Source organism: Rhizobium grahamii (assembly GCF_009498215.1).
Taxonomy (GTDB): domain Bacteria; phylum Pseudomonadota; class Alphaproteobacteria; order Rhizobiales; family Rhizobiaceae; genus Rhizobium; species Rhizobium grahamii_A.
In genome coordinates this window covers 951,398-964,384 of the sequence record NZ_CP043498.1, presented here as the reverse complement: position 1 = coordinate 964,384, position 12,987 = coordinate 951,398, and the positions used below count along the sequence as shown (strand labels likewise).

At 59.9% G+C, this 12,987-nt stretch carries 8 protein-coding genes; 4 read left to right on the top strand and 4 right to left on the bottom strand.

The window, feature by feature from the left end; translation table 11 throughout:
- Window positions 1-75 precede the first annotated feature (75 nt).
- The 3 genes from lon to clpP form a co-directional block, all read right to left on the bottom strand.
- Entirely contained in the window at window positions 76-2,490 is a 2,415-nt protein-coding gene (gene lon / locus FZ934_RS04825) for an endopeptidase La (protein ID WP_153270140.1), read from the bottom strand.
- 414 nt (window positions 2,491-2,904) lie between these two features.
- Entirely contained in the window at window positions 2,905-4,182 is a 1,278-nt protein-coding gene (gene clpX / locus FZ934_RS04820) for an ATP-dependent Clp protease ATP-binding subunit ClpX (RefSeq protein WP_153270139.1), read from the bottom strand.
- A gap of 293 nt (window positions 4,183-4,475) precedes the next feature.
- Entirely contained in the window at window positions 4,476-5,105 is a 630-nt protein-coding gene (clpP, locus tag FZ934_RS04815) for an ATP-dependent Clp endopeptidase proteolytic subunit ClpP (protein WP_153270138.1), read from the bottom strand.
- Window positions 5,106-5,481: 376 nt separating this feature from the next.
- Between clpP and FZ934_RS04810 the strand changes: the two genes are divergently transcribed.
- Both FZ934_RS04810 and FZ934_RS04805 read left to right on the top strand, forming a co-directional pair.
- A complete protein-coding gene (locus FZ934_RS04810; RefSeq protein ID WP_432443626.1) occupies window positions 5,482-6,735 on the top strand; it encodes a GGDEF domain-containing protein in 1,254 nt (417 codons plus the stop codon).
- Window positions 6,736-6,823: 88 nt separating this feature from the next.
- Window positions 6,824-8,068: a cytochrome P450 gene (locus tag FZ934_RS04805; protein WP_153270136.1), complete on the top strand. Its 1,245-nt coding sequence runs from the start codon at window positions 6,824-6,826 to the stop codon at window positions 8,066-8,068.
- 80 nt (window positions 8,069-8,148) lie between these two features.
- On the opposite strand, the gene FZ934_RS04800 is transcribed toward FZ934_RS04805, so the two are convergent.
- The gene (locus tag FZ934_RS04800; RefSeq protein WP_194273758.1) at window positions 8,149-9,483 is read right to left on the bottom strand and encodes a dicarboxylate/amino acid:cation symporter; all 1,335 of its coding nucleotides are present in this window, start codon (window positions 9,481-9,483) and stop codon (window positions 8,149-8,151) included.
- Window positions 9,484-9,718: 235 nt separating this feature from the next.
- Between FZ934_RS04800 and FZ934_RS04795 the strand changes: the two genes are divergently transcribed.
- Entirely contained in the window at window positions 9,719-11,578 is a 1,860-nt protein-coding gene (locus tag FZ934_RS04795; RefSeq protein ID WP_246737914.1) for a sensor histidine kinase, read from the top strand.
- Window positions 11,575-12,939: a sigma-54-dependent transcriptional regulator gene (locus FZ934_RS04790; protein WP_153270133.1), complete on the top strand. Its 1,365-nt coding sequence runs from the start codon at window positions 11,575-11,577 to the stop codon at window positions 12,937-12,939. Before FZ934_RS04795 ends, FZ934_RS04790 begins: the two co-directional genes overlap by 4 nt.
- Window positions 12,940-12,987 lie beyond the last annotated feature (48 nt).

Here is a 12,987-nt window from a genome sequence, read left to right as displayed (position 1 = left end):
ACAAAAAAAGGCTGGCGAAAACACCAGCCTTTTCAGGGTTTTTAAGCAATAGGGCACGAATGTGGCAAACAAGGCTCAATGAGCTATGGTTGCGCCCGTTTCGTCGAGCCCTTCGACCGTTGCGATGACCGGCGTTTCAACCGTTCCATCCCACTCGATCGGCTCCGGTCTGCGGACCAGAGCATGCTTGATCACCTCGCCCATGCGGGATACCGGGATGATCTCCATGTTGTTCTTCACGTTATCCGGAATCTCCGCCAGATCCTTGGCGTTTTCTTCCGGGATCAGCACCTTCTTGATGCCGCCGCGAAGCGCTGCAAGCAGCTTTTCCTTCAGGCCACCGATCGGCAGGACGCGACCGCGCAGGGTGATTTCACCCGTCATCGCCACGTTCTTGTCGACCGGAATACCGGTCATGATCGAGACGATCGCGGTTGCCATGGCAACACCGGCCGACGGACCATCCTTCGGTGTCGCACCTTCCGGCACATGCACGTGGATGTCCGACTTGTCGAAGCGCGGAGGCTCGATGCCGAAATCGACAGCTCTGCTGCGGACATAGGATGCCGCCGCCGAAATCGATTCCTTCATGACTTCCTTCAGGTTGCCGGTCACGGTCATGCGACCCTTGCCCGGCATCATGACGCCTTCGATCGTCAGCAGTTCGCCGCCGACTTCCGTCCAGGCCAGACCGGTGACGACACCGACCTGATCCTCGCGTTCTGCTTCGCCGTGGCGGAAGCGCGGAACGCCCAGGTAGTCGTCGATGTTTTCGGCCGTCACATGAACGGACTTCGTCTTGCCCTTGATGATCTCGGTAACCGCCTTGCGGGCGAGCTTCATCAATTCGCGTTCGAAGTTACGGACACCGGCTTCGCGAGTGTACTGCTGGCTGATCGCCATCAGGGCATCGTCTGAAACCGAGAATTCATTCGGCTGCAGCGCATGTTCCTTGATGGCCTTCGGCAGCAGGTGCCGCTTGGCGATTTCGCGCTTTTCGTCTTCGGTGTAGCCGGCGATACGGATGACTTCCATGCGGTCCATCAGGGGCGCAGGAATGTTCAGCGTGTTCGCCGTCGTGATGAACATCACGTCCGACAGATCGTATTCGACCTCAAGGTAGTGGTCCATGAAGGTCGAGTTCTGTGCCGGATCCAGCACTTCGAGCAGAGCCGACGACGGATCGCCACGGAAGTCCTGGCCCATCTTGTCGATTTCATCGAGCAGGAAGAGCGGGTTGGACTTCTTGGCCTTCTTCATCGACTGGATGACCTTGCCGGGCATCGAACCGATGTAGGTGCGGCGGTGACCGCGGATTTCAGCTTCGTCACGAACGCCACCGAGAGCCATGCGGACATACTCACGGCCGGTCGCCTTGGCGATCGACTGGGCGAGCGAGGTCTTGCCGACACCCGGAGGGCCGACGAGGCACAGGATCGGACCCTTGATCTTGGTCGCACGCGCCTGGACAGCCAGATACTCGACGATGCGCTCCTTGACCTTGTCGAGACCGAAGTGATCGGCTTCGAGGATCTTTTCGGCGTTGTTGAGATCCGACTTGATCTTCGACTTCTTGCCCCACGGAATGCCGAGCAGCCAGTCAAGATAGTTGCGGACAACAGTCGCCTCAGCCGACATCGGGCTCATCTGCCGCAGCTTCTTCAGCTCGGCATCGGCCTTTTCGCGGGCTTCCTTCGACAGCTTGGTCTTGGAGATGCGCTCTTCCAGTTCGGCCATCTCGTCGCGGCCTTCCTCGCCGTCGCCGAGCTCCTTCTGGATCGCCTTCATCTGTTCGTTCAGGTAGTACTCGCGCTGGGTCTTCTCCATCTGGCGCTTGACGCGCGAGCGGATACGCTTCTCCACCTGAAGGACCGAGATCTCACCTTCCATGAAGCCGAGCGCCTTTTCGAGGCGGGCCTTGACGCTGGTGGTTTCCAGCATCTCCTGCTTCTCGGTGATCTTGATCGACAGGTGCGAGGCAACCGTATCGGCCAGCTTCGAGTAATCGTCGATCTGGCTTGCGGCGCCGACAACCTCTGGCGAGATCTTCTTGTTGAGCTTTACGTAGCTCTCGAATTCGGAGACGACCGAGCGGCTGAGCGCTTCAAGCTCGACCGGATCGTCATCTGGCTCTTCGAGAACGTGACCGAGGGCTTCGTAGAAATCCTCGCGGTCCGTATAGGAATCGATTTCGGCGCGCGCACGGCCCTCGACCAGCACCTTGACGGTGCCGTCGGGCAGCTTCAGCAGCTGCAGCACGTTGGCGACCGTACCGACATTGTGGATAGCAGACGGTTCCGGATCGTCATCGCTCGCATTGATTTGCGTAACGAGCATGATCTGCTTGTCCGATCCCATGACCTCTTCGAGCGCACGGATCGACTTCTCGCGGCCGACAAATAGCGGCACGATCATGTGCGGGAAGACGACGATGTCGCGCAGGGGCAAAACCGGATATGCGATGCTCGCAACTGACGTTTTCTTCGTCATTTTATTTCCTTTCCATCGTCCCGTTTCCGGGCTCTTCTGGCGCGGCCACTAGAACCGGCCGCACTCCACTTGAAACAACAAGTGGAGGTTCTGACTATGCTTTTCAAGCTGCACCATGGCCGGTGTCCCCCTGGACATGACAGCTATGCGACAACGGAACACCTTCACTTTGGAGCGCCGTGCCAAATCGGCGGCAACCACTTCCGAAGCGGCTAAAACACAAGCCCGAAACACACCAACGGAATCATTCCATAATTGCCAAGGGCGGGGGAATCCGCAACGGCAACAGAGGCGGTTTCCGACCTCTTTAGCAAGATTTATCAGGGTCGTGCACTGGTTTTGAAATAGAAAGGGGCTCGCCAACGGCAAGCCCCCTCAATTCACGGTTCTTATCGTAAAGATATCTCTAAGGCGTCACGCCGAAGCGTTGGCCTTTTCGTCCTGCCGATCGGCGTAGATGTAGAGCGGGCGAGCGGAGCCGCGCGCCACTTCCTCGGAGATGACGACCTCGCGGACGCCTTCGAGCGCCGGCAGTTCGAACATCGTGTCGAGCAGGATCTTTTCCATGATCGAGCGCAGACCACGAGCACCAGTCTTGCGGACGATCGCCTTGCGAGCGATTTCGCGCAGAGCATCCTCGTGGAAGGTCAGCTCGACGTCTTCCATCTCGAACAGGCGCTGGTACTGCTTGATCAGCGCGTTCTTCGGCTCGGACAGGATCTGGATCAGCGCGTCCTCGTCGAGATCCTCGAGCGTTGCCAGAACCGGCAGACGACCGATGAATTCCGGGATGAGGCCGAACTTGACCAGATCTTCCGGCTCGAGTTCGCGCAGCACTTCGCCGACGCGGCGATCGTCCTGAGCCTTCACGGTCGCGCCGAAGCCGATCGAGGTCTTCTCGCCACGGGCGGAGATGATCTTGTCGAGGCCAGCAAACGCACCACCGCAGATGAACAGGATGTTCGTCGTGTCGACCTGCAGGAATTCCTGCTGCGGATGCTTGCGACCGCCCTGCGGAGGAACAGAAGCAACCGTGCCTTCCATGATCTTCAGAAGCGCCTGCTGAACGCCCTCGCCCGACACGTCGCGGGTGATCGACGGGTTGTCCGACTTGCGGGAAATCTTGTCCACTTCGTCGATGTAGACGATGCCGCGCTGGGCGCGCTCGACGTTGTAGTCGGCAGCCTGCAGCAGCTTCAGAATGATGTTTTCGACGTCTTCACCAACATAACCGGCTTCGGTCAGCGTCGTCGCGTCAGCCATCGTGAAGGGAACGTCGATGATGCGAGCGAGCGTCTGGGCAAGGTAGGTCTTGCCGCAACCGGTCGGACCGACCAGCATGATGTTCGACTTCGCCAACTCGACTTCGCCGTTCTTCGACGCATGTGCGAGGCGCTTGTAATGGTTGTGTACGGCAACGGACAGGATCTTCTTCGCCTGGCGCTGACCGATGACATATTCGTCGAGAACCTTGATGATGTCCTGGGGCGTGGGAACGCCGTCACGGGACTTGACCATCGAGGATTTGTTTTCCTCACGGATGATGTCCATGCACAATTCGACGCATTCATCGCAGATGAAAACTGTCGGCCCGGCAATCAGCTTCCGGACTTCGTGCTGGCTCTTTCCGCAGAAGGAGCAGTACAGGGTGTTCTTAGAGTCGCCGCCGTTGCTGCCGCTGACTTTGCTCATATCACTTTCCTTCCAGCACGCCGCATTTCAAAGTGAAATAGCGGTCCACTCATTGGCCTGCTCCTACCAGGAGCATCAGCCGGGCCAAGGCCTTTAAGGGGTACGAACCGGTACAAACTATGTTGTTCTCGTTCCGGCGGCAACGGTTTCCCCTTTGAATGCCGATGCTATGTCATAAAAATTCAACATAGCATTAATACTTGAGATTGCCGCACCCGCCACAGGGTTTCTTCCCTTGTTCGATCACAAATGAGATAGAACTGTGGCGGATAAAACACCATCCCTACTTCTTACTAGGCCGCATCGCCTTCCATCTCGGCACGCGACGTCAGGACCTTGTCGATCACGCCCCAGCTCTGCGCTTCTTCCGCATCCATGAAGTGATCGCGGTCGAGCGTCTTTTCGACTTCCTCGTAGGTGCGACCCGTGTGCTTCACGTAAACCTCGTTAAGGCGGCGCTTCATCTTCAGGATGTCGCGGGCGTGGCGCTCGATGTCCGATGCCTGCCCCTGGAAACCGCCCGAGGGCTGGTGAACCATGATGCGGGAGTTCGGGGTCGCGAAGCGCATGTCCTTGTGGCCGGCAGCGAGCAGCAGCGAGCCCATCGATGCGGCCTGACCGATGCAGAGCGTCGATACGGCCGGCTTGATGAACTGCATCGTGTCGTAGATCGCCATACCGGCGGTGACCACGCCACCCGGAGAATTGATGTAGAGCGCGATTTCCTTTTTCGGGTTCTCGGCTTCCAGGAAGAGGAGCTGGGCGCAAACGAGCGTCGCCATATGATCTTCGACCGGCCCCGTCAGGAAGATGATGCGTTCCTTGAGCAGGCGCGAGTAGATATCATAGGAGCGTTCACCGCGATTGGTCTGTTCCACAACCATCGGCACGAGCGCCATAGCGGTATCGACTGGGTTTCTCATGTGCGTCCTTTGTCAACGTCTTGCCGGCCCGACGCCGGGAATCAAAGAAAATGCCTTACCCCTACATAGAGCTTCCCTACCCTCCTCTTCAAGACACGCCTGGGTATAACGTTAAGAGGCGGGCGGGTTACCGAACGATGTGGTCTCGTCTATCGCCTATTGTTCGAAACGCGCGTTAATCGCGACCTGACAATTCGTACCCCCACAGTTTTTCTCTCCAGCAAGATGAAGGAATACTGAATCCTCCGCAAACCCGTCCCGCGTTTACCGGACGGAAAGCCTATCGGCAGATATGTGTCGGCAGACCCCGATGGAACAGGCGCCGGTTAAGCAACTCGCCAGTCTCTTTTGGGAATGATGCTGGCAACGAAGGGGTATTGCCGTGTTCAGCGTTACAACGGGACTGACGATTTGGTGTGCGGAGGCCGCGACACTTGCCCTGGTGGCGTTCTCGGCGTGGCACCACAATGTCCGCAACAGGGCCTATCTGCATTGGGGCTTCGGTTTTCTGCTGAGCGCTATAGGCTTTGCCATGGTCGCACTGCGCGGTCACATACCCAACCTGCTTTCGATCGAAATTGGAAACGCCATCGCGCTGGCCGGTCAGAGCGCCTGGATCGCCGGATATCTGGCGCTAGACAAGCGAAAGATCGAATGGTGGATCGCGCTGCCGCCTCTTGTATGGCTCGCGGGCGTTTTCCTCCCCTGGGTCAACGACGACTATGCCAACCGCGTCATTCTCTACAATCTGGCGTCCGCAACCGGTGCCACCGGGCTTGCCATGGCGGTCATGTCACCCGGAATCCGGCTTGAGCCGACGCGTACAAAGCTCGCTGTCATCTTCCTGTTTCAGAGCTGCGTATGTTTCGGTGCCGCCCTTGTAATCGGACTGACGTCCCCGACGGCTGCTGAGGCTGCAAACTATGCGGGGATCGCAGCCTTGGGAACCGCCTTCCCTCTGACACTCGCCTGCGTGCTGACGTGCCGCGTCATCATGGAGCGCTCGGAAAGACAGCTGCGGCTTTTGAGCGCCACCGATACACTGACCGGCGTGTTCAACCGCCGCGGTCTCTTTGCGCAGTTCGCCGGCATACAAATTCGGGCTCATGACGAGAAGCGTCAGATGGCCGTCCTCCTCTTCGACCTGGACAATTTCAAGCGTATCAATGACAGCTTCGGACATCATGCGGGCGATGTCGTGCTGACCGTGTTTGCCCGGATGGCCCGTCAGTATACGCTGGCCGGCGCATTCGGACGCATGGGCGGCGAGGAATTCGCAGCCTTCGTCAGCGTGGCCGACCAGACGGAAGCCGAAGCGCTTGCCGAATCGATCCGGGCGGAACTCTGCCGCGCACCGATCAACACCGGAGACGCGCTCGTCCCGGCGACTGTCAGCACCGGTGTTGCCCTCTCCTCGCCGATCGAAGCCAATATGGACAAGCTCGTTTCGGCAGCCGACCGTGCGCTCTATGCAGCCAAGGCGGCGGGTCGCAACTGCACCGTCGTCTTCGGCGAGGCAGAGGCGGCAGCTCCCCCACCCGCGGCGCCTGCCGAACGCAGCGGCGAGCTCGTTCCGACACTCGACGACCAGATTCATGCGCTGCGCCGCGTCGGATCGCTGGCTCGTTAGGCATCGCCTCGATCTTTGAGAAGGATTGAAGCCGAAGTACGCGCTTATGCGACTTTCCGGCTTGCGACAAATCCGCTAAGCCGGAGACATGATGATACCCTCGTTTCTCTCCATAGACGCGGCTACGCGACACGTCTCGCTGGATGCCAGCAACCCGGAATTCTATAACAATCCCAACGCCGCCTATGCGGCGCTGCACGCCCATTGTCCCACGTTTTACTGGGATCAGCAGAAACAGTGGTTCTTCACCGGCTATGACCATGTGAACGCGCTCCTGAGGGACCGCCGTTTCGGCCGCCAGATCCTGCATATTGCCTCGCGTGAGGAACTTGGGCTTCCAGAGCCTGACCAGCACGTCGCGAATTTCGACCTCGCCGAGCGCTATTCGCTGCTCGAACTCGAGCCGCCCGAACACACGCGCCTGCGTACGCTCGTCAACCGGGCCTTCGTTTCCCGTCATGTCGAAAAGATGAAGCCGGAGCTTACCGAGCTCGCGACCAGGCTGATCGACGATTTCGAGAAGAAGGGCGAGGTCGAGCTGCTCTCCGCCTTCGCCGACATCATCCCCGTGACGATGATCGCACGCATGATCGGCATCCCGGAGGAGATGGGGCCGCAACTGCTCAAGTGGTCGCATGCCTATATCCGCATGTACCTCTTCGGCTGCACGCGAGAAGACGAGGACGGCGCCGACAAGGCCTCGAAAGAATTCTCGGATTACGTCAAGGGCATGATTGCGGAACGCCGCGCCAATCCGCGCGACGACCTGCTGACCCACATGATCCATACGGAGCATAAGGGGCAGTACCTGACCGAAGACGAGCTCGTATCGACGACGATCGTTCTATTGAACGCCGGACACGAGGCGACTGTCCACCAGATCGGCAACTCGGTGCGCGTCATCCTGGAGAGCGACTACAACCCGGCAGAGCTTTTCAAGGACGAGGCGACGACCGAGCGGACAATCGAAGAGACTCTGCGGATCTGCGCGCCTGTTCATATCTTCCAGCGTTGGGCGCTGGAGGACGTGGAGGTCGACGGCGTTTCCTTCAAGCGTGGCGACAAGGTCAGCCTGATCCTCGCCGCCGCCAACCTTGATCCGGCAAAGTTCAGCGATCCCCTGGTGTTCAAGCCAGCGCGAAACGAAGCCGCCAATCTTTCTTTCGGTGCCGGCATCCACTTCTGCATCGGCGCACCGCTGGCACGTCTGGAGCTCAATGTCGTGCTTCCGATCCTATTCGAACGGTTGGCGGGACTGAAGATCGCAGGGACGCCTGCGATCAAGGACGTCTACCATTTCCATGGATTGGACCGGCTCGACCTCTGCTGGTAACAAAAAATCCGCGCCCCTCAGGAAGCGCGGATTGTGAATTAGACGAAGTGGACGCCGGACTGCGGCGTCCTTGTTATGATTTATTCAGCGGCCCGCAGGGCGGGCGCAGGCAATTCCTGCTCAGGCAATAGCTGACCTGCCATTGCCGCGGCGAACTGCTCCTGATCGAGCTCATTTTCCCAACGCGCGACGACAACCGTTGCAACGGCATTGCCGACGAAGTTCGTCAGAGCCCGGCATTCGGACATGAACCTGTCAATGCCGAGGATAAGTGCCATGCCGGCGACCGGAACGGACGGGACGACCGACAGCGTCGCGGCAAGGGTGATGAAACCTGCACCGGTGATCCCGGCAGCGCCCTTGGAGCTCAGCATGGCAACCGCGAGAAGCAGGATCTGATCTGCCAGCGACAGCGGCGTGTCCGTTGCCTGAGCGATGAACAGGGCTGCGAGCGTCATGTAGATGTTCGTGCCGTCGAGGTTGAACGAGTAGCCGGTCGGAATGACGAGACCGACGACCGAGCGCTTGCAGCCGGCACGTTCCATCTTGGCCATAAGACCCGGAAGCGCTGCCTCGGAGGACGACGTACCGAGCACCAGCAGCAGTTCTTCCTTGATGTAGCGGATCAGGGAAAGGATCGAGAAGCCGTTATAGCGGGCGACAGCACCGAGCACGACCAGCACGAAGATCAGGGACGTCAGGTAGAAGGTGCCGATCAGCATGGCGAGATTGGCAATAGAGCCGATGCCATACTTGCCGATGGTGAAGGCCATGGCGCCGAATGCGCCGATCGGGGCAGCCTTCATCAACACGGCGACCAGCTTGAAGACGGGGGACGTCAAAGCCTGCAGGAAATCCACCACGGGACGTCCGCGATCGCCGACCATCGCCAGCGCGATACCGAACAGGACCGAGAAGAACAGGACCTGAAGGATATCCCCGTCAGCAAAAGCGCCGACAATCGTGTTCGGGATGATGTTCATCAGGAAGCCGGTGATGGTCGTGTCGTGCGCCTTCTCGGCGAAGCTCGCGACAGCCTTGGCGTCGAGCGTCGCGGGATCGATGTGCATGCCGGCGCCAGGCTGGACGACATTCGCCACGACGAGGCCGACGGCCAGCGCCAGTGTCGAGAACACCAAAAAATAGATCATGGCCTTGCCGGCAACACGACCGACCTTCTGCAGGTCGGACATGCCGGCGATACCGGTGGCTACCGTGAGAAAGATAACTGGCGCGATAATCATCTTTACCAGCTTGATGAAGGCGTCGCCGAGCGGCTTCAGCGCCGTTCCGATCTCGGGATAGAAATGGCCGAGCAGAATACCGGCCGCGATCGCCGCCAGAACCTGCACGTAGAGGTGCCGATAAAAGGGTAGTTTGCCACGCGCTGGGGTGGCGGGGAGTGCAATGTCCATCATGTCCTCCATCGAGCCCCAAACCAGACCGGCCTCCCGGGGCGAATGCGTTAGTCGAAATGCAGCAGGTACTGCAGCCAGTACTTTGCAACATCCGTGCCAGAACATTCAGGGTCGTTTATCGAATTGATATCTATGTGCATTTCTCCGACGGCCTGCTTCGGCAGCGACAGATTGAGCGGATTTCCGCACAAATCCATTTGACGAAAGTGCGAAATTGCGCACATGATCGATGATGCTCGACACCATTGCTCAGACAGGCGAAGCGACCCGAAGCACCGCTGAAAACAGCCGGCGGGGATGGACCATATTCGCGGCGATCGCGGTTATCCTCCTGGCTGCTGCCTTTATAGCTGCCGGCTCCTACGCCCGACGCTCGTCGATCGAGGCACTGGAGAGCCAGAGTCGTACCGACGCCAATCTGAAGATCGCCCTGCTGACAGCCGTGATGGAACGGCCGAGAGCACTGCCACTGCTGCTTGCCGAAGATCAGCAGGTGATAGACGCGCTGCTCTCCCCCCGCAGCAACGCGGTCGACATCCTGAACCGGAAGCTGGAACGCCTCGTTACCGGCACGCAGGCAGCGGTGCTTTACGTCATCGGCAAGGACGGCATCGCCATCTCCTCGAGCAACTGGCGCGAACCGCTCAGCTTCGTCGGCAACGACTATACCTTTCGCGCTTACTTCCAGCGCGCGATGACAGAGGAGACAGCAGAGCATTTTGCCCTCGGCAGCGTCAGCAAGCGTCCCGGTCTTTATATCGCCAGACGCGTCGGCAGTGCCGCCGCGCCGCTCGGCGTGGTCGTGGTCAAGCTCGAATTCGACCGCCTGGAGGCCGACTGGAGAGACGCGAAACGGCCCGTCTACGTGACTGACGACCAGGGCGTCGTGCTCATCACCAGCATTCCTTCATGGCGCTTCATGACTGCGGAGCCGGTACCCGAAAAGGACCTCGCCGCCATTCGCGCCAGCCTGCAATTTGGCGATGCTCCGCTGACGCCGCTACCGATTATGCGGCCGAAGGCGATCGATCCCGAAGCATCGCTCGTCGCTGCCGTGTTGCCCGGCGGCGGCGAAGCAGAATATCTGCGCCTGCAGACCCCCGTTCCGACGACGCCATGGCGGCTCGAATATCTCGTGCCGACCGAAGCCGCCGTCGCCGCCTCCGTTCGCGAAGTTCGCCTCCTGGTGCTTGCGGCCCTCGTTCCGATCCTGGCGATCGTCGCCTTTCTCATCCGGCGCCGTCATGTCGCTGCGGCGAGGATCGCGGCTGAGCAATCGATGCGCGAGGAGCTTGAGCGCCGCGTGGTCGAGCGGACAGAGGATCTCAGCCGCGCGCGTGACCGTCTTCAGGCCGAGATCTCGGATCACAAGGAAACCGAGGCGCAGTTGCAGGTCGTTCAGCAGGAACTCGTCCAGGCAAACCGTCTCGCGATCCTCGGCCAGGTCGCGGCCGGCGTCGCGCATGAGATCAATCAACCGGTTGCCACGATACGCGCCTATGCCGACAACGCCCGCGTGTTTCTCGACAGGCAGCAAATACGACCCGTCGAGGAAAACCTCGGAGCCATCGCTTCGCTGACGGAGCGCATCGGGACGATCACCGAGGAACTGAAGGCGTTCGGCCGGAAAGGACGCGCCGCTCCCGAGCCGGTCGACCTTCGCAGCATCATAGAAGGCGCCGTCGTGCTGTTGCGAAGCAGATTCGCGGGCCGGCTGGATGCGCTGGATATCAGCCTTCCGCCCGCCGACGTCAGGGTGATGGGCAACCGCGTCCGGCTGGAGCAGGTGCTGATCAATCTTTTCCAGAATGCTCTCGAGGCGCTGGAAGGCAGACCCGATGCGAAGGTCGAGGTCTCCGTCACGGACACGGCCGATACGGTGACCATACACGTGGCCGATAACGGGCCTGGCATATCGGACACGATCCTGAAGTCGCTGTTTACGCCGTTCAACACATCGAAAGAAAAGGGACTGGGGCTCGGGCTGGTGATCTCGAAGGACATCGTCGCCGACTACGGAGGGCAGATCGACGTCACGAGTAGCACCGCCGGCACCTGTTTCACCGTCCAACTTCCGAAAGCAAAGACATGAGCGACGCACCTGCCATCTTTCTCATCGATGACGACAGGGATCTCCTGCGCGCGACAAGCCAGACATTGGAGCTTGCCGGCTTTGCGGTTTCCGCATTTTCCACAGCAGGCGAGGCTCTTTCCAACCTGACTCCGGATTTTCCTGGCGTAATCGTGTCCGATATTCGCATGCCGCAGATCGACGGATTGCAGCTATTCGACCGCGTGCGCAAACTTGATATCGACCTGCCCGTAATCCTGATCACCGGTCACGGCGACATACCGATGGCGGTGAAGGCCATCCAGGACGGCGTCTATGATTTCATCACCAAGCCTTTCGCGGCAGATCGCCTCGTCCAGAGCGTCCGGCGCGCCGTCGAAAAACGGCGGCTTGTCATGGAAAACCGCGCACTGCGGCGAGCCGGCGAAGAGGCCCGCGACGATCTCCCCCTCATCGGCCAGACACCGGCGATGGAACGTCTGCGTCGTACGTTGCGACAGATCGCGGACACCGACGTCGACGTGCTCGTGACCGGCGAAACCGGCAGCGGCAAGGAAGTCGTCGCCAGCCTCCTGCATCAGTGGAGCCGCCGCTCTTCGGGCAACTTCGTGGCGCTCAACTGCGGCGCTCTGCCCGAAACGGTCATCGAAAGCGAACTATTCGGGCACGAGCCGGGTGCCTTTACGGGCGCACAGAAGAAACGCATCGGTCGCATCGAGCATGCAAGCGGCGGCACGCTCTTTCTCGACGAGATAGAGAGCATGCCGCCATCGACACAGGTCCAGATGTTGAGAGTGCTTGAGATGCGCGAGGTGACGCCGCTCGGCACCAACGAGGTAAGGCCCGTCGACCTCAGGGTCGTTGCGGCCGCCAAGGTCGATCTCGGCGACCCCGGCCAGCGCGGGGAGTTTCGAGAGGATCTGTATTATCGGCTGAATGTCGTGACGATCTCGATTCCGCCATTGCGAGACAGGCGAGACGATGTTCCGCTGCTTTTCGGATATTTCGCGGAACGGGCGGCCAAGCGTTTCAGGCGGGAGGTTCCGACGATGAGCGCCGATACTCGCCAGCACCTCCTGAGCCATGACTGGCCCGGCAATGTTCGCGAACTCTCGCATTTCGCGGAACGCTTCGTTCTCGGCGTCGAGCAGCCGTCCGCTTCCAAGGAAACCAGGCGTGTCGAGACAGACGACGATCTGCCGTTACCCGATCAGCTGGAGCGGTACGAAGCGAGTGTCATCCGGCAGGCGCTCGACAGAAACGAGGGCGACGTCAGGCGAACGATCGCTGCCCTCGGCATCCCGCGCAAGACCTTTTACGACAAGCTGCAGCGGCACGGCATCACCAGGAGCGATTTCGAACCTGCCGGCAACAAGGATTAAAAAAGCCCGCTCCGCGGGGTGGCGGAGCGGGAAATTGACTTACCAGCG

Bases quoted from the DNA above. Each gene is read 5' to 3' on its own strand.
- lon (WP_153270140.1), bottom strand. From the start codon at position 2,490: ATGACGAAGAAAACGTCAGTTGCGAGCATCGCATATCCGGTTTTGCCC.
- clpX (WP_153270139.1), bottom strand. From the start codon at position 4,182: ATGAGCAAAGTCAGCGGCAGCAACGGCGGCGACTCTAAGAACACCCTG.
- clpP (WP_153270138.1), bottom strand. From the start codon at position 5,105: ATGAGAAACCCAGTCGATACCGCTATGGCGCTCGTGCCGATGGTTGTG.
- FZ934_RS04805 (WP_153270136.1), top strand. From the start codon at position 6,824: ATGATGATACCCTCGTTTCTCTCCATAGACGCGGCTACGCGACACGTC.
- FZ934_RS04800 (WP_194273758.1), bottom strand. From the start codon at position 9,483: ATGGACATTGCACTCCCCGCCACCCCAGCGCGTGGCAAACTACCCTTT.
- FZ934_RS04795 (WP_246737914.1), top strand. From the start codon at position 9,719: ATGCTCGACACCATTGCTCAGACAGGCGAAGCGACCCGAAGCACCGCT.
- FZ934_RS04790 (WP_153270133.1), top strand. From the start codon at position 11,575: ATGAGCGACGCACCTGCCATCTTTCTCATCGATGACGACAGGGATCTC.